Below are 25713 nucleotides of genomic sequence, written 5' to 3' on the forward strand. Positions count from 1 at the left end.
AAATAAAAAAGTAACAAATGAAATACGATCCTATTGACAGGAATCTGTTTATAAAGAACCGAGCCAAATTTACCTCTAAAATGAAACCGAAGAGCGTTGCGGTCTTTAACAGTAATGATATCTATCCCATAGGAGCGGACAGCACCTTGCCTTTTCAGCAATCGCGCGACCTTTTTTACCTGAGCGGTGTGGACCAGGAAGAGAGTATCCTGGTGCTTTTTCCGGATGCGATAGACCCCAAGCACCGGGAGATCCTTTTTGTACGGGAGACCAACGAGCACATTGCCATCTGGGAAGGAGCCAAGCTCACCAAGGAAAAGGCCTTTGAAGTGAGTGGTATAAAGACGGTGTACTGGCTTACGGATTTTGAGAAGGTGTTTTTCGATATTATGACCGAAGCCGAGAACGTATACTTCAATACCAACGAGCATTATCGCCAGGCCGTGGAAACCGAGACCCGGGAAGATCGGTTTATCAAATGGTGCAAGGAAAAATTCCCGGCACACAAGTGGGAAAAGAGCAACCCCATACTGCAAAAAATACGGGGCGTAAAAGAGCCCCGGGAAATAGAGTTGATCGGGCATGCATGCAGCATTACGGAAAAAGGCTTTAAACGGGTGCTCGGGTTTGTAGAGCCCGGAGTTTGGGAATATGAGATCGAGGCGGAATATATGCACGAATTTCTGAGGAACAGGTCGAAAGGATTTGCATATACCCCGATCGTCGGTTCCGGTTTCAATGCCTGTGTGCTTCATTACATTGAAAACAACCAACAGTGCAAAGACGGGGATATGCTGTTAATGGATGCAGGGGCCGAATACGCCAATTATTCCAGTGATATGACCCGTACCATACCTGTAAACGGCCGCTTTACCCCGAGACAGAAGCAGGTGTATAACGCTGTTCTCCGGGTAAAGGACGAAGCTACTAAAATGCTTGTTCCGGGTACTTTATGGGCCGAATACCACAGGGAGGTTGGTAAGCTGATGACCTCCGAACTGCTCGGCCTGGGCCTGCTGGATAAAGCCGATGTACAAAATGAAAACCCCGACTGGCCGGCCTATAAAAAGTATTTTATGCACGGAACTTCCCATCACATAGGTCTGGATACGCACGATTATGGTGCACTGAAAACCCCTATGCAGGCCGATATGGTGTTTACGGTAGAACCCGGCATTTATATCCCCGGGGAAAAAATGGGGATACGCCTGGAAGACGATGTAGTGATACAGGAACAGGGAGAACCGGTAAACCTGATGAAGAATATCCCGATAGAAGTAGAAGAGATCGAGGAATATATGAATAAATAACAGGCTGATACCCGTATTTGCCTGAAAGGAATGTCTGAAAAGTCTTCTACATCGTCACCCTGAACTTGTTTGGCTTCGCCGAATCTTCGATTTCAGGGTCTCATCGTGATTGGTCTGATCAGCATGATGGGGTGCTGAAACAAATCAGCATGACGTATATGCAATTTTTCAGACATTCCTTTTTTACAATACAGAAAAAGCGATTATTTTTTGCAGTGAAACAAAAAAAATGCGTAATATTGCCCCCTGAAACCAAAAAGCAGTCAAAGTACGGCTTCCGGTATAAAAAACGGGGATGTAGCTCAGCTGGCTAGAGCGCTTGCATGGCATGCAAGAGGTCGTGGGTTCGAATCCCATCTTCTCCACAGAAAACCCTCATAACATCAATGTTTATGAGGGTTTTGTTTTTTAGTTGACAATTTTTTTGACTGTTTCTTTCCCTTATCCCGGCTTTGTGAATTTTTACTTTAAGTCTTGTTTTTAGTGTCAATATACTTCGGATAATCCCTGAAAATTGTGAATTATGTAAAAAATTAAGATAATCTAAACAGGGAAATTATATAAGAAAAATTTTTATATTTATACTCCGTGTCATCCCCAGACCTTATAATCTGCATAACCTAAATTATGTATTTCTTTTCTTGCCGAATTATATTTTGAGGATGGAAAAAGGGTGAAAATTTTCCACATTAGGCCATATGTGGAAATAATAATGCCTCGAACGGGACTCAAGTGGAGCTGAAGTATAGTATTCTCTGAATGGTTTTTAAATAGATTTTACATGCACCACCTTGGGGCAAAAACTCTATGTACTATTCTATTAACCGAAACATAACAATCTCATAATTAAGGTTACAATTTCGAAACCCTATTTTTGATTGAAATAAAAAAAGTGTGAAAAAGACAAAGAGCCTGTGAGAACAGGCTCTTCTTTAAAAACATCGAAAATTTATCAAAAATTCCAACACTCAAAACTTATGTATTGTAAAAAAGGCTTATCTCAAATCGCCTTTGCCACGGCATTATTGATTTCCCTGATGGGTTTCAGTTCCGAAACCCGTACAAAATCGACAAAGAATATTGAAAAAATCACCAACTTCAAAAAGGATACCCCGGTATTTTTGCAACAAAGCATTTCCGGAACTGTTCTCGACGATACCGGAGCTCCGTTACCCGGTGCAAGCGTCGTTGAAAAAGGAACAACAAACGGTGTAACCACCGATTTTGACGGAAATTTTACCATGGATGTCAATACCGATGCCATTCTGGAAATTTCCTTTTTGGGATATTCCGTGAAAGAGGTTTCGGTGAACGGGCAATCCAGGATAGAGGTTCAGTTAGAACCGGATGCAACACAATTGGACGATGTTGTAGTAGTGGGCTACGGTACCCAGAAAAAATCGGACGTTACCGGGGCTGTGGCTTCTGTTAAAAGCGAGGATTTTAACAAGGGGGTGGTCACAAACCCGGGCGAACTGCTGCAGGGCAAAATGGCAGGAGTAAATATTGCTCCGAACAGCGGCGAACCCGGTGCTGCTCAAAACGTAATTATCAGGGGGGTTGGAAGTTTGCGCTCCGGAACACAGCCATTATATGTAGTAGATGGTTTTTTGCTCGACAACTCCTCTACGGGCATTGTTACCAATCCTTTGAACTTCCTCAATCCCAACGATATTGCAAGTATAGATGTATTAAAAGATGCCAGCGCCACTGCGGTATATGGTTCCAGGGCATCCAACGGGGTTGTTGTAATTACCACTAAAAGGGGAAAATCGGGGAAAACCCAAATGAATTTTTCCGTGTCCGCGGCTCTGTCGTCCATGGCACATAAAATAGACGTGTTCAATCCCGATGAGTTTCGCAGTCAGGTAGCGGCTTCGGGGGGGACCCTTGAAGATTATGGAGGAAGCACGGACTGGCAGGATGAATTAAGTCAGACGGGGATATCAAAAAATATCGATTTCTCCATGAGCGGAGCCGCCAGTGAAAAGTTTTCCTACTTTGCATCGGTAGGTTATCAGGACCAGGAAGGGATATTGAAGAATAGCGAGCTAAAGCGCTATTCGGGGAAATTGAACATGAACCAAAAGGCATTCAACGGTAAGTTCAATGTAGATTACAACCTTACGGCCTCTCATACCGAAAATTTACGCCCGAGTATTACATCGACCATGAGCGATATGCTCAGCCTGAACCCCACCATCCCCGCTTATACAGACGGTGAGCCTACCTTGCTGAACACAAACCAGTTAAACCCGTTGAAAAGATATGAACTATATAGCGATATGGCCAAAAACAACCGTATTCTGGCAAGCGTTTCCCCATCGGTTGAAATCGTAGAAGGTCTTACCTATAAGCTGAACCTCGGTGTGGATTATTCCGTTACAAACAGGGACCGGCAATACAAACCTTATCCGTCAGTGATCAATGAGTCCAATATTTCAGACGGGACCCTGGATACGGAAATGTTCACCAACACCAACCAACTGGTCGAGAATACATTGACCTATAACTGGAACAAGGATGTACACAACCTTACGCTGCTGGCGGGGCATTCCTATCAAAAATTCACGACCGAAAGCAGGATTTTCTCCTATAAAGGTTTTGCCAATAACAATGTAGACCCCATATACCAGGACCAGACCAGTACAGACGAGTATCCTACTTCGGTAAATTCTTCTGCTGTTAAAAACGAACTGCAATCGTTCTTCGGGAGGGTCAACTACAGTCATAACGATAAATACCTGTTTACCGCTACCCTTCGCGCCGACGGGTCCTCAAAGTTTGGCGAAAACAACAAATACGGTTATTTCCCTTCTGTTGCGCTGGGTTGGAATATCAGCAATGAAGATTTTATGGCCGATTCGGGGTTCAACAACTTAAAGCTGCGTGCAAGCTGGGGAAAAACGGGGAACCAGGAGATCCCAGCCAAGATCACACAGGCCAGTTATTCGGAAGACCGGTTGATCACCGGGAGCGGAAGCCTCAATACTTACCCCATTGATACCGATGCCAATTCATTGGACGGCTATCCGTACGGGATCGTTTATTCGCGACTGGCCAACCCCGACCTGCAATGGGAAGTATCTACCCAGGTAGATGTAGGGATTGATTTTGCCGTTTTTGATTATCGACTGACCGGTACCCTGGATTATTTCAATAAAGTGTCTTCCAATATTCTGTTGGAGGTTGTACCTGCCGACCCCATTCAGCCCGCGTCCACATACTGGACCAATATCGACGATATGAAAATCCACAATAGCGGCCTGGAGCTGGCCCTGGATTACAGCAGCGACACAGCGGGCGATTTCTCATACAACATCGGAGGTAATATCACCTATATTAAAAATAAGGTAGTAGATTCGCCATATTCGGTGCTGACCACCGGCGCAGCCCAGGGTTCCGGCCAAACGGGTGCTACCATTAACGGTTACATCAACAATGAGCCCATAGGCGCATTCTATATGTTTCAGTTCGATGGCATCGGCGACGACGGGCTGAACATATTCAGGGACATCAATGGCGATGGCGAGACCCTGGACAATGACCGCAGCGTTGTGGGCAGTGCAATCCCAAAATTTATCTATGCCTATTACCTGAACTTTAAGTACAAGGATTTTGACCTGGGCCTGAACTTCAACGGTGTGGCAGGAAACAAGGTTTACAACCATACGGCCATGACCCTGTTTACCAAGGCGCAATTGTCCAAATCCAACAATACGACGGACTTTGCCACGCAGTACCCCAATGAGTCAACGACCAATGCCAATACCGTATCTACCAGGTATTTGGAGGATGGCTCCTTTTTAAGGCTGAACAATGCCACACTCGCTTACAACCTGAGTTCGGATAAGATCGGGCTGGAGAATGTCTTTCAGAACATCCGTTTTTCGTTAACAGGCCAAAACCTGTTTGTCATTACGGATTACTCGGGATTTGACCCGGAAGTCAATACAGGATCAGCCTCGGGGGGAGTTCAGACCTTTGGGATAGATTACTTTACATATCCTAAGGCAAGAACCTTTTTAATAGGTCTTAATGCATCATTCTAAAAAAGAAAGCAAACGGTTCTTTTCATATCAAGCAGTAAAACAAAATAAGATGAAATACAGAAGATTAAACAAAGCACTACCGACAGTTATCATTTTATTCATGGTATTCGGTTGTACCTCACTGGAGGAAGAAGTTCTCGACGAGTCCCTCACAGGAACAGGCCAGGCCGAAGTGGTCAGCGGGTCGATAGCACCGGTATACGGCCTTCTTCGCAACGTGTGGATGCATACCATAAATTTCGGGCTTCAGGAAGTGGCCTCTGACGAAGCCATCCTTCCCTATCGCGGGGGGACGGACTGGTATGACGGAGGCAAGTTCATAGCGGTTCACCAGCATCTTATGACCCCCAGTAATGGTCTGGTAAAGGATGCCTGGACCAACATAACCTTATGTATATCGAGAGCGATATTGGCTATGGAAAGATTAAGGCCCGAATCTGAAAAGGGCAATGCAAAAGCCCAGGATGCCCTCTACGAAATGACAGCCATGAAAGCATACCTCAATATGCTGGCACTGGATAACTGGGGGCTTGTTTTTATGAAAGAGAACCGGGACGAAACATCCGTAATTTTAAGGGGGCAGGAAGCCATTGATTATATCGAAGCCGAACTTTTATCCGTGGTCGATGTTATTAATAACGATAAAGGCCCGGGCAGGTTTACCCAGGATGCCGTAAAGGCTTTGCTGGCACGTTTATACCTGAATGCCGCCGTTTATCGCGACCCTTACGGAACGCCGGATTTTAAGCAGGAAGACATGGATAAGGTCATAGCATATACCAGTGATATTATCGAAGGAGCTCACTCCTTGTCTGCCGAATATTTTGATTTGTTCAGTGATGATAACCATAACAATCCCGAACTTATTTTTGCTCTTGACCAAAGGGGTGTACTTGAAACCGAGCATAGCCGATGGGCCTACTGGCCAATATCCGGTGACCTGATCCCAAGACCGGAATTTCCGGATACCCGGGGAACGGATGCCGTGGCAGCAACCTCTGATTTTTATCAAACCTGGGTAGATGCCTACGGCAATGTAGACCCGGCCGAAGCAGATGCCCGTTTTTTTAAGGAAAATACGATCGTACCGGATGACCTTAAAGACCTTAGCGGTGTAAACCCGCAAAATGATTCTAACCATTACTATTGTGTGGAAGCTGAGAAGTTTGAGATCGACAGGGGGATACTCCGCGGTGTGATATGGGGCCCCAGGAAAGACGGAAACGGTAATATCCTGACCTGCAACGATGGGGTAAGAATATATCCTGTGATCAAAACAAAAGACGGGGATGCCAACCAGGTCTATGTGGACCATACGCTCAAGGTCGATTTTACGGACCAGGGTAGTTTACATAACACAGGTTACAGGTTTTCCAAATATCAGTTTAGTCATACCGCTACCAACTGCTGTTATTACAGCAGTGTCGATCTGGTCCTGATCCGTCTGGGAGAGATTTACCTGATGCGTGCCGAAGCTAAATTGAGAAAAGGTGATAATGCCGGGGCCCTGGCCGATGTCAATACCCTAAGGACTTCGAGAAGTGCCCGCCCGGACCAGACTCCGGAGGCATTGTCTTCCATCGATTTGGATGTGCTCTTCCGTGAATCCGGATTTGAGCTGTATTGGGAAGGCCTTAGAAGAAACTATCAAATACGGTTTGGCAAATACGAGGATAGCTGGACGGGAAAGACCGATACCAATGTGAACAAAAGATTATTCCCTATCCCTCAACAAGCCATCGACGGAGCTTCCGGTGAAGAAGGATTTTTAGTGCAAAACCAGGGATATTAAACTAATATGATACCAGAAAACACAACCCTCATAGCACCAGTGTTTATGAGGGTTTTGTTTTTGAGTTGACAGTCTCTTTTCTTTAGTTGCAATTAAATATTTACCTGCAACAATATTTAAATCCCCTCTTTTTCTTTTCGGATTTATATTTAATTTCGGACAAAAAAATGTAACTTTATCTGAAAACCAGTCTTTTTCGAACACGGCAATTTTACGATAAAACATAAATCGGGCCCCTATGAAATCTATATTAAAACATTGTTTTCTGGTTGTGCTGATCACGCAGATATCGTGTAACTCCAACCAGAAAAAGGACAGGGATAATACATCCCCCTCCCCGGAAAAAGAAAAGCAGGCCGAAACTATCCAGGCATCAAATAATACTGGTACACCAGCCCCGGCTTATTTTACGGCCAGTGGTACAGAACCTTTCTGGAACCTGGAAATATCAGAAAATATGATCAGGCTCAACACTGTTACAGACTCCTTGAAAACCCCTTACACGGAACCTGTTAAGGCCATGGATGCCAATGTGAAATTGTATAAAGTAGAAACGGAATCCGGTCAGCTTCAAATTGAAATCTCACATAAGGAATGCACTAATGCCATGTCCGGAATGACTTCCCCTTATACGGTCGCTGTCGGCGTTGAAAAAGGTACGGACGATGCCGCCCGGGAACTCGAAGGTTGCGGACAGTATATAACGGATTATCGGTTAAACGACCTTTGGGTACTGGAAAAACTGGGGAACCAGAAAATAAACGAACAGGACTTTGACAGGGAGTTGCCTTCCCTGGAAATTAATTCTGGGACTAATGAGTTTACGGGTTTTTCCGGCTGTAATCGTATAAACGGAGTTTTGTTTTTCGAACAGGGGCTGCTTCGGTTTACCGATATTGTTTCTACCAAAATGATGTGCAACAATGCTGATAAGGAAGCAGAGTTCCTGAAAGCGCTCGAAAGCAGTACCAGCTATGAAATAGCAAATAACGGGCTGACCCTATCCAACCCGTCCGGTGTGCAGGCTGTATTTAAAAAAACGGATTGACCGGTTATTTTTTTATACCTGACCATTTTTTCTTTTTTCATTATTCACGTTATTCAAGTTAACCTGATTCTATAAGTCTGCTATCCCTTCGGGATTAAAAAAGCCTGAAAGACTTGTAGAAACTTTTTCATTTGTTCTTTGTAAAACCGGATTGTTCCGACCACCACCACAACAAAAACGCCATGGCCCCTATAACAGCTCCCAGAATACATACGCCATTCCACCCCCAGTGGGCAAAAGTCATTGTAGAAGCAATAGAACCGGTTGCACTTCCAATAGCATAGAATATCATATAGCCTCCGGTGATCCGGCTCCGGGCTTCGGGATCAATTTTAAGAATAAGGCTTTGGTTGGTTACATGTACGGCCTGGAGCCCCATATCAAAAATAATGATCCCGAGGATCAATAGCCACAAGGAATGAAACATCAGGGCCATGGGGAGCCAGGATATAAGCATTAACACCAGGGCAATACCGGAAGCCCACCCGGCATGTCCGCGATCAGACAGGCTACCGGCCTTTGCTGCACCCACTGCTCCTGTGGCCCCGGCAAGGCCTAACATTCCAATGGCCGTATGTGATAAGGAAAAAGGAGGCTGGCTCAGGGGCAATACCATAGGCGTCCATAAAACCTGCCCCGCCGCAAATATCAGCATGGCCATGAGGGAACGCACCAGGAACAAAGGGTTTTTACGGAAAAGGACAAATATCGAACGGAGCAATCGGGGGTAACTTACCGCATTTTTTGGTTTTGAGGAAGCGGGAAGTGTGCGGAACAATATAATACTCATTGCCATTACCATCATTGCCGATATAAGGTAAACACTTCGCCATCCCGCTAACTGGGTAAGGCCCCCTGCCACGGTTCGGGCTAATAACAACCCGATAACCACGCCACCGGTCACCGTGCCTACCACACGCCCTCTTGTTCGGTCATTGGCCATATTTGCGGCATAGGCTACCAGGGCCTGGGTTACTACGGCCATTAACCCCACCAGGAACATTCCGGCAAGCAACATATAGACCGATGTAGCCAATCCGGTAATGAATAAAAATGACCCCAATAAAAGGAATTGAAACAGGATAAGTTTTCGTCCGTCTACCAGATCGCCAAGAGGGACCAGTAATAAAAGCCCGATACCATAGCCTATCTGTGAGACGGTAACTATAATCCCTACCTCGGCATGGTCGATGCGAAACGTTGCTCCCATGGTATCCAGCAACGGTTGTGCATAATAGACATTGGCAACAGCAAGCCCGCAGGCTACTGCCAGTAGTATAACATGGGTTGAAGATAATTTGTTGCGGCTTTCCTGTTCTTTTTTCATATTTTTACACTTGCAAAAAACAAGTGCAAAGCAAAACAATAAACTTGCATTTTGCAAGTGATAATATTATTTTATGAAAAAATTCACAAACAGGTCCTTATGCCCTATCAGCACGGCATTGGATATATTTGGGGACAAATGGACCCTTCTGATTGTCCGGGATATTATTTTTGAAGGCAAGTCGGCCTACAAAGAGTTTATGCAATCCGAAGAAAAAATTGCCACCAATATTTTGGCAAACCGGTTAAGTATTCTCGAGGCGCAGGGGTTGGTGATCAAAGAGAAAACCACCGGCAACAGGTCGAGATATCTTTATCACCCCACCCCAAAGGCCATTGCTTTAATTCCTGTTATCGCAGAACTTATCCTTTGGGGAAACACCTACTATCCGGACACTTATACCCATCCCGAAAGCCTGCTTGCCGGTTTAAAAACGGATAAGATGAATACTATACAGGCCTATACGGAAAAATTAACGGCCCGTTTAAATCGCAAAAAAGATAAACTGGATTAAATGGCCGTTATAGTATTCAGGAGATAGTTAATTAATCGTTACTCTTATTACATCAGAAACGGGAGGCAGGTACCCGGCATCCACTTCTGTGATCCCTTTGTCTTCGGTTTCCGGAGTCCCGCCAAATGCAGCCTGGTTGTTCCCGGCGCCAGGGTATTGATCTACTCCGGTACCATTGTCGAACAGCCCGGTTTGTGCTGTAATGTCTCCTGTTGTACCTGCGGCAATTCCTTGGCTATTCGCATAAAACCAGTCATTGGAATAACCGAACATGGTGGCATAAGCTATTTTGGTGTCGGGAGTTGTTTCTATTTGTATACTTATTTCTTCACCAGGGGGCAGGGGGGCTTCCCCGACTCCGTAAACGGCCTCGATCCCTTCCGCATTCTGCAAGGCTTCCATCAGGCCGGAAATATCTCCTTTCTGGGCCAGTTCCTTAAGCCCCATGCCATAGTCTTTCTCCCCGGTCCGGAACAGTGGGTTTTCATTGCCCTGGTATACTACAACGATAGCGGGAGAAAGCCCTGTGATAATACCTGTATTTTCTTCTGTTTTAACCGCCAGGGGTTCGTTGTTCCCCCCTTCTGCGATGGCTGTGATCTCGGGGTTTGAATGTTCTCCTTCAACATAAAAGGGCATAGGGTTAAGTAATTCGCCTCCCAAAACATTGGAAACTGCCCAGACCCCGGGTGAAAAAGGTGTTTCATTATCGGTGCCCCCGGAAGTGTTGGTAAGGGTCAGCGTAAATTCGGAGGCCATCGCATCGTATGCCAGGTCGAGCTTCATCAGGGCAGGGGCATTGACACCGGAAACCATGGCCACCGGATTGTTTTCAGGGTCGCCCGTAGAGTCGTCTTTTGTCCCGTTATTCCATAGCCTGATCTTTGAGGAAACATCTCCCGTAATGGCACTTCCGGAATCATCATACAATGCTATCCCGGGATTTTCCGGTGCAAAGAACCAATCTTTGGAGCTTCCGTACATGGTGGCAAACATCAGGGCCTGTCCATTTCCCGCATTAAATTTTAATTGAATGGACTGGCCGGGTAATACAACAGGTGCTTCGACCTCTTCGCTGCCTTCCCCGAAAAAAGCCCCGCTTTGTACAAAATCTCTGGCTTCGACTACATTTTCAATGGTCAGTGTACTTTCCTGTGTTTCCGGCATCGCTGTGTTGTCGTCATCATTATTACATGAGGCCAATAACAGCAGGGTCGCTGAAAATCCCAATACTACTTTTTTCATAACATTCTGATTAATGATTTACAGATCAAAAGTATATCGGGCGTGGCAAATAAATTGTTAGCTGCCTAACAGTTTATTTTTTTAATAAAACAATCTCCTTCCGGTTAAAATCCAGCATTTTTTCGGCCTTTAATTCATTGAGCAGAATATTGAGTGTGGAACGCGAAGTGCCTATCAGGGAGGCCATATCTTTTTGCGTGTAGGGATGTTTAATGACCTGGTTTCCTGTTTCGGGACATTCGTAGCCGTAATCATCGCGGAGTTCTTCCAGGAACTCCAGTAGCCTGGTACGGGTATCCTTAAAAAGGAGGATCTGTAAACGCCGCTCCAGCTTTTGAAATTTCAACCCGATGAATTTGTAGATCTTTACACTAAAGGTCCTGTTTTCGCGCATCAGATCCTGCAAGGTGTCTACGTTCATCGGGCAGATCGCTGTATTGTTCACTATGGACTGGGCAAATTCGTTCCGGGTATTTTCCCCCAGCAGTGCCTTTTCACCAAAGAGCTCCCCCTGTTGTAAGATGGCTTTTACGACCTCGTCCCCGTTTTCGTTATAGTAGCCAATTTTTACCTTTCCCTTTTCTATTAAATAGACTTTGCTTGCAGCATCAGTTTCAAAATAAATATAGTCCTTCTTATTAAAGATCGAAAAGGAATGTGCTTTTTTGTAGGCCTTAAATCTATGCGGGCACAGCATTTTGAATACATTGACATCTTCCAGAAACCAAATATCCATGGCGGTACATTTTTAAAGTAAATTTACACAATGGCATGGAATTCCGGCCTGAAAAGTTGTATTATCGACAAATGTTATATTGAACCATAGGGAACATTCTGATGGTATTCCCGATTCTTTCCAGATTTTAGGTTTAATTTTGTCCGCGTGAAAATACTGGTAATTGAAGACGAACAGAAACTGCTGAACGCAGTTCAGATATCCCTGGAAAAGGAGAATTATATTGTAGAGACCGCCTCTGACTTCAGGGCGGCGATAGACAAGCTCTTTGTCTATGAATACGACTGTGTTCTGTTAGATATTATGCTTCCGTATGGCAGCGGGCTCGAGTTACTGGATGAACTGAAAAAGGCCGGAAAAACCGAGAATGTGATCATCATATCTGCCAAGGATTCCTTGGAAGACAAGCTCCGGGGCCTGGAACTGGGCGCTGACGATTACCTTACCAAGCCTTTTCACCTGGCCGAACTGACCGCGAGGATAAAAGCTGTCCTCAGAAGAAACAGGCTGGAAGGGAAAAACACCATTGAAATTGCCAATACTGTTCTGGACCTGGACAATCGCCTGTTATTTGCAGGGGGCCGGGAAGTGACATTGAACCGCAAAGAATTCGATATCCTCAATTATTTTATGCTGAACAAAGACCGCCTGGTAAGCCGAACGGCCCTGGCAGAGCATGTCTGGGGCGATAACATCGACCAGGCAGATAACTTTGATTTTATTTATTACCAGATCAAGAACCTGAGAAAAAAACTTCAGAAGGCCCGGGCAGAGATTGAAATACAGGCTGTTTATGGAGTGGGCTATAAATTAAGGGCACAATAAAATTTACAAAATGAAACTGCTAAACCAGTCACTGAAGTACCTGTCGGTATTTATTTTAGTCATAATAAGTGCCTGGTCGGTTATTTTTTACATCAACATGCTCGATGAGATCTATGACAGCATCGATGACGGACTGGATAATTATAAATTGCTTATTCTCAAAAAGGCGGAAAAGGACCCCGCCATACTGCACAAAACCGGTTTTGATGAAAGTAACTATGCCATAATCCCTATTGACAAAGAGGAGGCCCTCCGCATTCGCGATACCTACAAGGACACCTTGCTCTACATGCCGTATGAAGACGATAAGGAACCGGTTAGGATGCTGACTTCGGCCTTTGAACATAAAGGGGACTACTACAAACTGGAGGTCATGTCTTCCATGGTGGAAGAAGACGACCTTATGGAAGACCTTTTCTGGTCTATCGTGTGGCTATACGTAGCGCTGATTGTCAGTGTGCTGATCATCAACAACCTGGTGCTGCGAAAGCTGTGGAGGCCGTTTTACCAGCTCCTGGACCATTTAAAGGCCTTCAGGATCAATAAGGCTTTCCCTTTGCCGGAGATTCAAACCGGTACCAAAGAGTTTAAAGAGCTCAAACGCACCTGCGATATGCTTATTAAGCATACGATGGAAGCCTATTCCAATCAAAAACAGTTTACCGAAAATGCGGCCCATGAGTTGCAGACCCCCCTGGCCATTATCAGCAACAAGCTCGAACTGTTGCTGGAGAAGAACAGCATGGAAAGTGCCGATGCCGAAGTGGTGTCGGAAACCCTGCAGATTGTTTCGACCCTTACCCAGCTCAACAGGTCATTGCTCCTGCTCAGTAAAATAGAGAACAAACAGTTTTTCGACAATAAAGAGATCTCCGTAAACCATTTGGTCCATCAGGTTGTAGAGAACCTGGGAGACTTTGCCCGGTTCAAGGAAGTGGATATAAATATTGAGGAAAAGGGCCAGGCCTCTCTTTCCATGGACGATACCCTGGCCAATATCCTGATAAGCAACCTGGTCAAAAACGCCGTTTTTCACAATCTTAAAGGAGGTTATGTAAACATAGAGGTCCGGGAAAACAAACTGGTGGTCCGCAACTCCTCCCCACACGGCAAAATGGAAGAAAAGGATCTTTTTAAGCGCTTTTTCAGGAAAAATCAAAGCCAGCAAAGTACGGGCCTTGGCCTTGCCATTGTCAAGGCAATATGCAGGTTATACGGGTTTTCCATTACATATTCATACCGGGAAGAACACTGCTTTACAGTAGAGTTCCATTAAAAGATCAAAACGGGATACTTTTCCTAATTCTTTCCAGATTCACATACTTAGTTTGCTGTATAAATTAAAATCTTATACAGATGACGAAGCATATTTTATCAGCTTTTGCCGCTTTTACAGGTATCGCAAACTCAGCCTTCGGGCAGGATATTCCGCAAAACCAGATCCCTTCGGTTATTTTGAACCGCTTTAAGGTGGATTTCCCCAGGGCAGGGGATGTAGAGTGGGAAATGGAAGGAAACCGGTATCATGTAGAATTCGAAACCGGGAGAAGTAACGATCACGATATCTGGTATACCGCCTCAGGAGAAGTTGATAAACACATCGAGGAGATCTCCGGAAGCGACCTGCCCGGGGCCATTCTCAAAAAACTCCGCAAAGACTTCAAAGAATATTCCACAGATGATGTAGAAAAGGTGACGAAGCCGTCTGGTACTGTTTATTGCATCGAGCTCGACAGTCATTCCAGGCCGGATTTGAAAGTGACCATGGATCCAGAAGGAAGAATATTAGAACAAACCGAAGACTAGACATTTCCTATGCGTTATTTGACAATGATTGCCCTGCTACTGATCTACACCAATACGCAGGCTCAGGAAATTCCCGGCAAAGAAAAAAAATGGTACGATAACATTCATCTCGGAGGATACTTCCAGGTCCGCTACAACAATTTGTTTGAAACGAACCCGGACCTGGAATGTGAGCAGTGCGACGAGTTCTGGGGAGCCGATGGCGGAGGCTTTTCACTTCGGAGAATGCGGTTTAAGATCACCGGGCAGATCGGCGAAAGGGTTTTTATGTATTTCCAGCCCGATTTTGCAAAATCCGTGGACGGCTCCATCCATGTGGCGCGGATCAAGGATGCCTATATGGACATAGGCCTGGACGACCGCAATGAATACAGGGTCCGGATCGGGCAGAGCAAGGTCCCTTTCGGCTACGAAAATATGCAGTCCAGCAGTGACAGGCTTCCGCTGGACAGGAATGACGCCATAAACAGCGGAGTCAAGGACGAACGGGATATGGGGGTGTTTTTATACTGGGCCCCGGAACGGATACGCCACCTGATGAAAGAATTAAAGCCCTATAAACACTCGGGAGACTTCGGGGTCTTTGGGCTCGGGATCTACAACGGCCAGACGGCCAACCATCCCGATGAGAACAGCGTGTTTCACGTCGCTGCCCGGTTTTCCTATCCCATAAAACTGAAGAAAAACCAGATCATAGAGCCAGGCATACAGGCGTATTCGGGTAAATATGTTTTGCCGGAGGTCAGCCCCGAAGTGCACACCAATGCAGCTATGGAATACCTGGACCAGAGGATCGCCGCATCCTTTATCTTATACCCCAGGCCCTTCGGTATACAGGCCGAATACAATATAGGGAAGGGACCCGAATTTGATAAATCTACCTTGTCCGTTAAGGAAAAGAGCCTGCATGGAGGATATGCCACTCTATCTTATTTTGTACAAAGGGGGCACCAGCAGATCATTCCGTTTGTGAGGCTGCAATCCTACAACGGAGGAAAAAAACACGAACTCGACGCCAGGAGTTACGAGGTCATGGAGAGTGAAGCAGGAATTGAGTACCATCCCTTTAAACACTTCGAACTGGTGGCTGTTTACACGGTCTCCGACAGGCGGTATGAAGATTACATCAAACAAAACAATCACCAGACAGGCAGTGTAGTGCGGATACAGGCGCAGTTAAGGTTTTAAACAGTAAGGTTGGTTTTGCTTTGGTTGAAGAAAAGGACCCGGGGTTTTGCCCTTTGTGGTCCTTTTCGGGTTTTTCCCGCAGATATCGCAGATTTTTCTTTTGTTCTGCGAAAATCTGCGATATCTGCGGGCTATTTTTGAAGATAAAAAACTATTGCTTAGTTTTATCCCCTTCGACACTTCGACTATGCTCAGTGCAGGCAGGTTCAGTGCATCGTCTTTGTTTTGTTTATCTTGTCGGAGATTTATTTTTTCCAAAATCCCGCTCAATGGAGATCTTAAAAAAATTTCATCGCGAAATTACACCCTTGTCCAATGAGGATTGCTTTCTGGTTTTTGACCGCGTAAAAGATCATTTTGATTTCCCGATCCACTATCATCCCGAATTTGAATTGAATTTTATAAGTAACGGAAAAGGTGTTCGGCGCGTGGTGGGCGACCATATGGAAGAAATAGAAGATATAGAGCTGGTACTGGTAGGGCCTAACCTCTATCACGGTTGGGAAACACATAACTGTTCGAGCAAGGACATACACGAGGTCACCATCCAATTCCAGGAAACCCTGTTTAACAAAGAGCTGTTGGGCCGGAGTATCCTGAAGCCCATACGTGTGATGCTGGATCGGGCAGTACACGGCATTTGTTTTTCCCGGCAAACGGCCGCGACCCTGAAACCCAGGATCATTGAAGTATCCAAACTGGATGGGATGGACTATTTTCTGCAATTGATATCCATTTTAAATGACCTGGCCCATTCGCCGGACCAGCGCCTTTTGTCGACAAACAGTTTTCAGGAACAAAATTTTTCCACGAACGACAGCCTTCAAAAAGTATATACCTACATTCAGGGCAACTATGCCGAAAAAATCACCTTATCGCAAATGGCCAGGCTTATCAACAGGAGTAATGTGTCGTTCAGCCGTTTTATAAAAAAACACACCGGTAAAACTTTTGTAGAATACCTGAACGATGTGAGGATCGGCTATGCGGCAAGATGGTTAATAGAAAAAGACTACAATATTTCCGAGATCGCTTATATGTGCGGCTTTAATAATATAGCAAACTTCAACAGGGTGTTCAGAAACGCTAAAAACTGTACGCCGACCCAATACAGGGAAAATTTTTCCGGTATCAAGAAAGTATTATAAGGATACTCCAAAGCGGCCTTCTTATTGCTATTTTCGTAATTACTTCCCTTTCTTTACACATAATTGCCAGATAACTTATCGATAATATAAGCAAATGATAAAATTTGATTATCCGTAAGATGATAATTGAAGTAGTTTTGGTCCAGTCATAACCCTTTTATACTTAGGGGATAACAAATGATCTTTAAAACTTGGACAATCTTTAAGTCAACAATGACTACATAAAACTACGATATGACACGAAAAAATATGCATCGCAAATCTCATTTTATGCTGGCCGGGGATCTTAAGTCTTCACGTTCACTTTTAGCGGTTATGATGCTACTGTGCATTTCTTTTCACGCCGTAGCAAAAACATCAGGCAACAATACCGTTATTGTACCGGGTGAAGTTCAAAACACCGTAACCGGTACAGTCACCGATAAAAGTGGCACTCCTTTACCCGGAACATCGGTCATGGTCAAAGGTACAACCACGGGAACAGAGACCGATTTTGATGGGAATTATACCATAGAAGCTCCGTCAGGTGCAACGCTGGTGTTCAGTTACCTGGGGTTCACCACGGTCGAAGAACCCGTAAACGGAAGGTCTTCCGTAAACATAAGCCTGGAAGAATCGGCCAGCCAATTGGAACAGGTGGTCGTGATCGGGTACGGAAACCAGAAAAAAGGAGCGGTAACCGGGGCGGTTTCGTCCATATCACCGGAAGAGATCACAGCGCTTCCCGCTCCCAGTTTCACCGAGGCCATGCAGGGACGCATGCCGGGAGTACAGGTCACCAATAATGGCGCTCCGGGAACAGATCCCATCGTTCGGATCAGGGGGATCGGTTCTATCAGTTTTGCAGCCAATCCACTATATGTGGTAGACGGTTATCCCGCAGGGTCATTAAAGGATTTTGACAATAACGATATTGCATCCATCTCCGTCTTAAAAGATGCCAGTGCCGCCGCCATATACGGGTCAAGGGCGGCTAACGGGGTGGTCTTAATAACGACCAAGAAAGGGAAATACACCGAAAAACTGGATGTGGAACTCCGCTCCTATGCCGGTTTTTCACGGGTTACCAAAAGGCTGGACCTGCTGAACAGGGAGCAGTATTTGCAATATGGAAAAATGCTCCTGGGAAATGCCGGTGCACCTTTCCCCGACAGGTGGGATAACATGGACGAACCCATCTATCCGGGGGCCGGTCAGACCTACGCCCAGACAGACACCGACTACCAGGACGCACTGTTCCAGGACGGCTTTACGACCAATCACTACCTGAGCCTTAGAGGAGGCGGGGAGCAATCCAGGTTTTTCTCATCTTTCGGATATTTTAAACAGGAAGGGAGCATTATCGGAACGGGATACGAACGTTATAACGTAAGGATCAATTCAGACCACGATATCCACGAGAGGGTTCACGTCGGGCAGACCCTTACCATTTCTACGGGCAACAGGGAAAATGAAGCTGATTCGGGGGCCCGCTCCTTAATTCAGCATACCATTCGGGGGGTTCCCTATATCCCTATCCACGATCCTACGGTAGATGGGGGATACCGGGCGCCGGATGCAGCCGACGGGACCGATCCGGAGAACCCGGTCCGTGCCGCCCTGATGGACAGCAATACCGATAAGAATGTCAGGATCTTCGGTACGGCCTCGATAGGGGTTGATATTACCGATGACCTGAAGTACAAGTTTATTGCAGGTGTAGATTGGTCCTACAACAGGAACAGCATTATTCTACCCATTTATTTCGACGGTTTCAGGGGCCGGGAGAAAAAAGAAGTTACAGATACCAGGAACACGTCAACAGGAACCTATTTTTCCAACCAGTTGAGCTATAAAAAATCTTTCGGGGACCACAATATCGATTTTATTGCCATAGCCGAAAGGCAGGACAACAAGTACAGCAGTCTTAGCGGTGCCGGCCGCCTCGACGACAACAAACTGGATGTCCTCACCGGTGCCACAGACCCGGTCTTAAACAGTTCCAAAGGCTCAAATACCATTTATTCCTATGCCGGCCGTCTCAATTATGACTTTGCCGGGCGTTACCTGCTCAGTGCCTCGATCCGGAGAGATGGTTCTTCCAAATTTGCCGGGGGCAAAAAATGGCAGTCATTCCCGGGGATCTCCGCAGGTTGGAATATGGCTGAAGAATCGTTTATGGCAAATTCCGGGATCTCCGAACTAAAGCTCCGCGGAAGCTGGGGTAAAGTGGGCTTTGAAGGGATCGGCGATTATGAAAGCCAGGCCGGTATCCAGAAAAATACCACGGCACTGTTTGGTGATGAAATACTCCAGGGGGCTTATTTTGACAAACTTGCCAGCGGTGAACTGGAATGGGAGGTCACCACCATGGTCAATGCCGGGGTGGATGTGGGCCTTTTCAATAACAGGGTGCAATTTTCTGCCGAATGGTACAACAGAAAGACCGATAACTTAATACTGGCCGTCCCCCTTCCTTCTTCTGCCGGATATGCCGGGAGTACACTGGCCAATATCGGGGGGATGAAAAACTGGGGCCTTGAATTTCAGGGGACCTACTATTCCAACTACGATAATGAATTCAGATGGGATGTGTCAGCCAACCTGAGCTTATACAGAAACAATATCGTTAGCCTGGCCACGGAAACTTCAACCCTCTTTGCCGGGCAGAACTCAGATACCGGTGGTTTTGATATTACCCGTACATCGATAGGAGACCCGATACAGCAGTTCTACGGATGGCAGGTAGAAGGCATATTCCAGAGCCAGGCCCAGATTGACGAATATAACAGCAGGAATCCCAACACGGCCTACCAGGAAAATGCAGCCCCCGGAGACCTGATCTTTAAGGACAACAATGGCGATGGCACCGTGACCCCCGATGACAGGGCGATCATCGGTAATTTCATACCCGACTTTACCTATGGGGTCAACTTTAATGCCGACTATAAGAACTTTTTCTTTAATATGTTCTGGAATGGGGTACAGGGCAATGACGTGTATAACGCAGCCAAAGTATACCGGGAAGGCGGCCTCCGGTTATTCAATGCCGATGTTGCCGTCCTGGATGCCTGGACACCACAAAACACCGATACCAACATCCCCCGTATGGTCAATGCAGACCCCAACGGGAACACACGTACTTCAGACAGGTTTGTCGAAGACGGGTCCTACCTGCGGTTACAGACCGTTAAGATCGGGTACAGAATACCGGAAGAATGGCTGTCGCGCAATGGCAACGGGCTTATTTCCGGACTTGAATTTTATCTTTCGGGGAGCAACCTGTTAACAATTACCAAGTATTCAGGTTACGATCCCGAGGTCGGATCGAGATACAGCAATTTACTGACCCAGGGCATTGATTACGGACAATACCCAAGGCCCAGGACCTTCCTTATCGGATTGAATGCCAGGTTCTAAATCAAAGGTTAACAGTTCAAAAAAGTTTAGACAAATGAAAAAAATAATCGCCACGTTTCTCATAATCACCTTGTTCTTTACGGTCGGTTCATGCAGCTATGACGATCTGGACAAGACCAATCCGAATCAGTTGGTGGTAGACACTTACTACCAGAATGAAAGTGAACTGAACTCGGGGCTGTATGCCATTTACGGCACTATGGCAGGAGCAAACCTGTTTTCGAGGTCTTACTGGTTTTTTAACGATATAAGGAGCGATGAGGTAAGTTCGGGCGGCGGGCAGCTGACCGCCGAGTTCAACCAGATCCTCAACGGGACCCATGATGCTTCCAATCCGGTAAATGCATCCATATGGAAAGGCCTGTACCAGGTGATTCACCGGGCAAACATCGTTATTAACAAAGCTCCCGAAGCAATGGAAGTGGACGAAAGCATCCGGGAAAAAATAATTGCGGAAGCACGCTGTGCACGGGGATGGGCTTATTATGAGCTAGGCACTATCTGGGGAAAAGCCCCTGTGTACCTTACCTATGTAACCAATTTTTCGGAAACCAATCCCGTAAGCTCACAACAGGAAGTCCTGGACCAGGCTGTCGAAGACCTTACAGCAGCAGCAGCCGTACTCGATTTCAGCGGGAGTAAAAAAGGACGGATGTCCAAAGGTTCGGCCCTGGCCTTATTGGGGCGGGTATATATGTTTACGGGCGATTATACCAAAGCCAAAGAGGCTTTAGATGAAATAGTCACTTCCGGGAATTACGCCCTGGTGGACGAATATGACGATAATTTCCAGGAGGAAAACGAATATAACAGCGAATCGATCTGGGAGATCGGGTTTGCAAAAATAGGAGCCTACAACTGGGCAGACACCGGGGACGGTACAGGCAATGAAGCCAGTATACATTCCCAGGAATATTCGGCTTATGGCTGGAGGAATATCATCCCTTCCCAAAAAATGCTGGACGAGTTTGAAAGGCCGGAGAACGGAGCTGAAAAAAGAGACCCCCGCCTGGATAAAAACCTCTATTTCGTGGGCGATACCTTCAATAATGGAACGGAGGTCATCGAAAGCGGTAATATAAAAGGAAGTGCGCTGAAGTATAACGGTGGGGAAATGAAAATAAGCTGGCGAAAACATTCTGCCATGTACAAAGTGAACCCCGCCGGATATTACGAATCCGGGATCAACCACAGGGTCATCCGGTATGCAGAGGTGCTTTTAAACCTGGCCGAATGCGAACTGGAAGCCGGAGATCAGAATAAGAGTGTGGAGTACCTGAACATGATCAGGCAAAGGACTTCGGTAAATATGCCCCCGTATCCTACATCAAAATACCCCACCGGGACCAAAGATGAAGTGTTTGCAGCCATCATGCACGAAAAAATGGTAGAACTTGCCGACGAACAGGTCAGGAACAGGGACCTGCTGCGATGGAGGGCCCAGGGGAAATTAAAAGAAGAGCCTTTGGAATATTATTCACCCAGGCACCAGTTTATGCCAATTCCCCAACAGGAGATAGACAATAATGCCAACATTACGGAAAACGATCAGAATTCCGGGTATTAAACAATACATCAGTTTGAGTAGTTAGTGTGAAGCAAAAGTGGGTGTTTAACATGTCAGATACCCGCTTTTGTTCTTGTTTAGGGCAGGATTTTCTCCACCGTGTGATGTCTGTATGATAAAAAAATGTAACATATCAACATACATTCTTCTGGCCATTTTTATATCGGGCTGTTCTTTCCACAAAAAAGAAGACCCCCTATTTAAAAAGGTCAGTCCTCAAAGCTCTTCCTTATACTTTAACAACAACATCACCGAAAGCGATTCCTTAAATATCCTGGATTATGAATATTTATATAATGGAGCAGGGGTAGGTGCAGGATATTTTACAGGGATAGCCTGCCCGACCTGTTTTTTAGCGGTAACATGGTCCATAGCCGGTTGTTCATCAATCAGGGGAATTTAACTTTTAAGGACATTACGGATGCCGCCGGCATAAAAACCCCTTCGTGGTGTACAGGGGTTTCCATTGTGGATATCAATAATGATGGTCTATCGGATATCTATGTAAGTACCGCACACGATCAAAACTTTCGGCAAAGCCGGAATTATTTCTTTTTAAATACTATATCAGATGACGGGACGGTATCGTTCAGGGAAATGGCTTCCGAAATGGGTATAGCGGACCTTTCCTATACGGTTCAGGCGGCATGGCTTGATTACGATAAAGACGGGGATCTGGACCTGTTCCTGATCAACAATGCCATGGAAGAGTATCCCAAAAACAACCCTCTAGGGCAGAGAAAGGACGGGAGCGGCAGGAGTACCGATAAATTATACAGGAATGATGGTGCTGATGAAAAAGGGATACCGGCATTCACAGATGTTTCAGAACAGGCGGGGATACAGGTCGAAGGATGGAGCCTGGGTGTAGCGGTCACCGATATCAATAATGATAACTACCCGGATATCTATATCGCTAATGATTTTTATTCCAACGATATACTGTATATCAATAACGGAGACGGTACTTTTTCCAACCGGATCAACCACTATTTTAAACACCAGAGCCACAACAGCATGGGCGTGAATATTGCGGATGTCAACAACGACGCCGTTCAGGATGTCCTGGTGCTGGATATGCTCCCGGAAGATAATATCCGCCATAAGACCATGTTCGGACAAATTCCGTTCAGCAGGGTACAACAGGCAAAGGCACAGGGCTATGCCCCCCAATACGTACGCAATGTCCTTCAAATGAGCAATGCCGGCGTATACAGCGACCTGGGTTTTTATGCGGGTGTAGCGGCCACCGATTGGAGCTGGTGCCCGTTGATCGCAGACTTTGACAATGACGGGCATAAAGACATTTATATTACCAACGGCTACAAAAAAGACATCACCGACCTGGATTTTGTAGACTTTACCAATAAGGCAAGTACTTTCGGAACGGTCGAAGACAAAAGGAAACTCCTGGTAGAGCAGCTCAACAAAATGAAAGGCGTTAAAAAAAGTAATTTCTTTTTTGAGAATACCGGTAAGGGTGTTTTTGCCGACCACACAAACGAAGCGGGCTTATACCTTCCGTCATACTCAAACGGGGCCATTGATGTCGATCTCGACCTGGATGGCGACCTGGACCTCGTGGCCAATAATATTGAAGATGACGTATTGCTTTTTGAAAACCGCAGCAACCGGTCAGAGCACATCCGTAAAAACTTCCTCCAGGTAAAATTACAGGCCAACGCACAGAGTTTGGGTGCGAAAATATGGTTATACACGAAAGGCGAGGTACAGTTTGCAGAATTTTATCCGCATAAAGGCTATATGTCTTCCCTGCCTCCTGTCCTGCATTTTGGCCTGGACAGTATTCAGGAGATCGATTCCTTAAAGATCCTTTGGCCCGGCAATCAACGGGAAACCCGGAAAAATGTAAAGGTCAATCAAACCCTGTCGCCACAACCCGGAAACTTTTCCGTAAAACCGGTCAATACCATACCCGAAAAGAGTACAAAGACCTGTTTTGAGGTGATGAACAGCTCTGCTACCATCTCCTATAAAAGTAAAGAAAATGCATTCGATGATTTCAGGAAGTGGCCTCTGCACTTCAGGTCTTACAGTAAAGCCGGCCCTGTTTTAACGGTGGGGGATGTAAACGGGGATGGCCTGGAAGACTTGTTCGCAGGAGGATCGTCCAACAATTACGGGACATTCTATATCCGTCAAAAGGACGGCTCTTTTACGGAACAGGTACTTAAAGATCCCATAGGGCTGCCCATGGAAGATACGGCAGCACTCCTTTTTGATGCCGATAATGATAATGACCCGGATCTGTATGTCGTAAGCGGAAGTTCCGAACATTACAAAACGCCGGAATTATACCAGGACCGCCTGTATATCAATGACGGGAAAGGCCATTTTAGCCTGCAACCTGATGCATTGCCAAAGATCCGGGCGGCAGGTGGATGTGTTGTGGCATTCGATTACGATGCAGACGGAGACCTGGACCTTTTTGTAGGCGGAAGGATAAAGGCTGACGAATATCCCAGATCGCCCAGGTCTTACCTGCTGGAAAACAATGAAGGCATTTTTACGGATGTCACAGCCCAAAAAGCCCCCCGGCTTTTAAAACCGGGAATGGTTACGGCTGCTTATACAACAGACCTCGACAAGAATGGCAGAACAGATCTGATACTCGTAGGGGAGTGGATGCCTGTTCAGATATACTATAATAACGATAAGGGCCTTAAAATGGATGAATCGCCCAACGGACTGGAAAACACCAATGGCTGGTGGAATTGTATGGCCGGCGAAGATTTTGACAAGGACGGGGATATTGATTTTATAGCGGGAAACTGGGGGTTGAACACCCCGTTTAAGGCAAGTGTCGACGAACCTCTTTCCATTTATGCCAAAGACTACGACCAGAATGGCAGTATGGAACCCATTATGACGTATTATAACCAGGGCAAAGAGCACATCATCCACCCAAGGGGCACCTTAACAGGCCGGTTGCCTGCCCTCAGGCATCTTGTAAAGAGTTACAGGGAATACGGCAAAATGCAGATCGATGAAGTCTTCGAAGCGTCTGTCCTGGAAGACGCTACCCGGGTCCATGCCTATGAACTGGGTTCTGTTTATATAGAAAACCTGGGGAACGGGAAATTCAGGTATACCCGCCTGCCGGAAGAAGTACAGTGGTCCCCGGTCTTCGATTTCACCATAACGGATATTGACCTCGACGGCTATCGGGATGTACTGGCTGTCGGGAATTATCACGACACCGAAGTGCTGACCGGCAGATTTGATGCCGGAAATGGTAGCTGCCTGGTATTCAGGGACAATGGTTTTCAGCCGGTAAAACCCTCGGTCAGCGGATTTTTTGTCCCGGGCGAAGGCAGGTCGATAGTGCGTTTGAATACAAAAGACAAAGGTGAGACCGTGATCGTGGGGATACAACAAGACAGTTTAAAGATCTTCCGCAAAAGAGAACTTTCCAAAAAACAGAACGGCCTAAAGTAAGCAACAGGCTTCTGAGATATTATACTAAAGGTAAAAAAAGAGCTGTGTGAAATTGATTGAATATTACCACCTTTTGAAAAAATAGTATGATATTCTAAGGAATTTTTATCATAAACTTGTAAGGCATTGAACATTTAGACAGGTATCAAAAAGCACAACCGGATCATATTTTGATTTCCAAACACCGCTCTGTGCAACTCTGTGCCTGCTTTGTGGATCTCTGTGGTAAAAATAAGGCCCACGACATGGACAGGTGTATAACTCAAAAAACCGAATAATAACCCAGATTTTATTAAC

The 25713-nt window shown here is 45.9% G+C and carries 16 protein-coding genes and 1 tRNA gene; 14 read left to right on the forward strand and 3 right to left on the reverse strand.

Annotated elements, in window-relative coordinates; all coding sequences use genetic code 11:
• The first annotated feature begins 17 nt into the window (after positions 1-17).
• The 5 genes from KN811_RS13115 to KN811_RS13135 all read left to right on the forward strand — a co-directional run bounded on the left by KN811_RS13115 (position 18) and on the right by KN811_RS13135 (position 8202).
• A complete protein-coding gene (locus KN811_RS13115; RefSeq protein WP_187963597.1) occupies positions 18-1310 on the forward strand; it encodes an aminopeptidase P family protein in 1293 nt (430 codons plus the stop codon).
• A 291-nt stretch (positions 1311-1601) separates the two neighbouring features.
• Positions 1602-1675 (forward strand) — tRNA-Ala (locus KN811_RS13120).
• A 612-nt stretch (positions 1676-2287) separates the two neighbouring features.
• Positions 2288-5362: a SusC/RagA family TonB-linked outer membrane protein gene (locus tag KN811_RS13125; RefSeq protein WP_247716497.1), complete on the forward strand. Its 3075-nt coding sequence runs from the start codon at positions 2288-2290 to the stop codon at positions 5360-5362.
• 49 nt (positions 5363-5411) lie between these two features.
• Positions 5412-7154 carry a RagB/SusD family nutrient uptake outer membrane protein gene (locus KN811_RS13130; protein ID WP_187963598.1) on the forward strand — a complete coding sequence of 581 codons (1743 nt, stop codon included), beginning with the start codon at positions 5412-5414 and terminating at the stop codon, positions 7152-7154.
• Between the two features lie 238 nt (positions 7155-7392).
• Entirely contained in the window at positions 7393-8202 is an 810-nt protein-coding gene (locus KN811_RS13135) for an META domain-containing protein (protein ID WP_187963599.1), read from the forward strand.
• Between the two features lie 127 nt (positions 8203-8329).
• Here the strand turns inward: KN811_RS13135 and KN811_RS13140 are convergent, their stop codons facing one another.
• Entirely contained in the window at positions 8330-9529 is a 1200-nt protein-coding gene (locus KN811_RS13140; protein ID WP_187963600.1) for an MFS transporter, read from the reverse strand.
• Between the two features lie 73 nt (positions 9530-9602).
• Here KN811_RS13140 and KN811_RS13145 point away from each other — a divergent pair, with 73 nt between their 5' ends.
• Entirely contained in the window at positions 9603-10043 is a 441-nt protein-coding gene (locus tag KN811_RS13145; RefSeq protein WP_187963601.1) for a winged helix-turn-helix transcriptional regulator, read from the forward strand.
• A gap of 27 nt (positions 10044-10070) precedes the next feature.
• Here the strand turns inward: KN811_RS13145 and KN811_RS13150 are convergent, their stop codons facing one another.
• Complete coding sequence (locus tag KN811_RS13150) at positions 10071-11288, reverse strand: spondin domain-containing protein (protein WP_187963602.1); 1218 nt, start codon at positions 11286-11288, stop codon at positions 10071-10073.
• Positions 11289-11361: 73 nt separating this feature from the next.
• Positions 11362-12024: a Crp/Fnr family transcriptional regulator gene (locus KN811_RS13155; protein ID WP_187963603.1), complete on the reverse strand. Its 663-nt coding sequence runs from the start codon at positions 12022-12024 to the stop codon at positions 11362-11364.
• A 147-nt stretch (positions 12025-12171) separates the two neighbouring features.
• Between KN811_RS13155 and KN811_RS13160 the strand changes: the two genes are divergently transcribed.
• The 8 genes from KN811_RS13160 (at position 12172) to KN811_RS22020 (ending at position 25416) form a co-directional block, all read left to right on the forward strand.
• Complete coding sequence (locus KN811_RS13160; RefSeq protein ID WP_187963604.1) at positions 12172-12849, forward strand: response regulator; 678 nt, start codon at positions 12172-12174, stop codon at positions 12847-12849.
• A 10-nt stretch (positions 12850-12859) separates the two neighbouring features.
• The gene (locus KN811_RS13165; RefSeq protein ID WP_187963605.1) at positions 12860-14125 is read left to right on the forward strand and encodes a sensor histidine kinase; all 1266 of its coding nucleotides are present in this window, start codon (positions 12860-12862) and stop codon (positions 14123-14125) included.
• Positions 14126-14205: 80 nt separating this feature from the next.
• Positions 14206-14655 (forward strand): PepSY-like domain-containing protein, encoded by a 450-nt coding sequence (locus KN811_RS13170; protein WP_187963606.1) that lies wholly within the window; start codon positions 14206-14208, stop codon positions 14653-14655.
• Positions 14656-14664: 9 nt separating this feature from the next.
• Positions 14665-15843, forward strand: coding sequence for a porin (locus tag KN811_RS13175; protein WP_187963607.1), 1179 nt, complete (start codon positions 14665-14667; stop codon positions 15841-15843).
• A 269-nt stretch (positions 15844-16112) separates the two neighbouring features.
• Entirely contained in the window at positions 16113-16991 is an 879-nt protein-coding gene (locus KN811_RS13180; protein WP_187963608.1) for a helix-turn-helix domain-containing protein, read from the forward strand.
• Positions 16992-17225: 234 nt separating this feature from the next.
• Positions 17226-20390 carry a SusC/RagA family TonB-linked outer membrane protein gene (locus tag KN811_RS13185; RefSeq protein WP_187963609.1) on the forward strand — a complete coding sequence of 1055 codons (3165 nt, stop codon included), beginning with the start codon at positions 17226-17228 and terminating at the stop codon, positions 20388-20390.
• A 34-nt stretch (positions 20391-20424) separates the two neighbouring features.
• Positions 20425-21957, forward strand: coding sequence for a RagB/SusD family nutrient uptake outer membrane protein (locus tag KN811_RS13190; RefSeq protein WP_187963610.1), 1533 nt, complete (start codon positions 20425-20427; stop codon positions 21955-21957).
• A gap of 336 nt (positions 21958-22293) precedes the next feature.
• On the forward strand, positions 22294-25416 hold the full coding sequence (locus tag KN811_RS22020; RefSeq protein WP_345725256.1) for a VCBS repeat-containing protein: 3123 nt from the start codon (positions 22294-22296) through the stop codon (positions 25414-25416).
• Positions 25417-25713: the final 297 nt, after the last annotated feature.

Origin of the sequence: Sinomicrobium weinanense (assembly GCF_018863395.1) — a bacterium.
Taxonomy (GTDB): Bacteria; Bacteroidota; Bacteroidia; order Flavobacteriales; family Flavobacteriaceae; genus Sinomicrobium; species Sinomicrobium weinanense.

Bases quoted from the DNA above. Each gene is read 5' to 3' on its own strand.
- KN811_RS13115 (WP_187963597.1), top strand. From the start codon at position 18: ATGAAATACGATCCTATTGACAGGAATCTGTTTATAAAGAACCGAGCC.
- KN811_RS13125 (WP_247716497.1), top strand. From the start codon at position 2,288: ATGTATTGTAAAAAAGGCTTATCTCAAATCGCCTTTGCCACGGCATTA.
- KN811_RS13130 (WP_187963598.1), top strand. From the start codon at position 5,412: ATGAAATACAGAAGATTAAACAAAGCACTACCGACAGTTATCATTTTA.
- KN811_RS13135 (WP_187963599.1), top strand. From the start codon at position 7,393: ATGAAATCTATATTAAAACATTGTTTTCTGGTTGTGCTGATCACGCAG.
- KN811_RS13140 (WP_187963600.1), bottom strand. From the start codon at position 9,529: ATGAAAAAAGAACAGGAAAGCCGCAACAAATTATCTTCAACCCATGTT.
- KN811_RS13145 (WP_187963601.1), top strand. From the start codon at position 9,603: ATGAAAAAATTCACAAACAGGTCCTTATGCCCTATCAGCACGGCATTG.
- KN811_RS13150 (WP_187963602.1), bottom strand. From the start codon at position 11,288: ATGAAAAAAGTAGTATTGGGATTTTCAGCGACCCTGCTGTTATTGGCC.
- KN811_RS13155 (WP_187963603.1), bottom strand. From the start codon at position 12,024: ATGGATATTTGGTTTCTGGAAGATGTCAATGTATTCAAAATGCTGTGC.
- KN811_RS13165 (WP_187963605.1), top strand. From the start codon at position 12,860: ATGAAACTGCTAAACCAGTCACTGAAGTACCTGTCGGTATTTATTTTA.
- KN811_RS13170 (WP_187963606.1), top strand. From the start codon at position 14,206: ATGACGAAGCATATTTTATCAGCTTTTGCCGCTTTTACAGGTATCGCA.
- KN811_RS13175 (WP_187963607.1), top strand. From the start codon at position 14,665: ATGCGTTATTTGACAATGATTGCCCTGCTACTGATCTACACCAATACG.
- KN811_RS13180 (WP_187963608.1), top strand. From the start codon at position 16,113: ATGGAGATCTTAAAAAAATTTCATCGCGAAATTACACCCTTGTCCAAT.
- KN811_RS13185 (WP_187963609.1), top strand. From the start codon at position 17,226: ATGACACGAAAAAATATGCATCGCAAATCTCATTTTATGCTGGCCGGG.
- KN811_RS13190 (WP_187963610.1), top strand. From the start codon at position 20,425: ATGAAAAAAATAATCGCCACGTTTCTCATAATCACCTTGTTCTTTACG.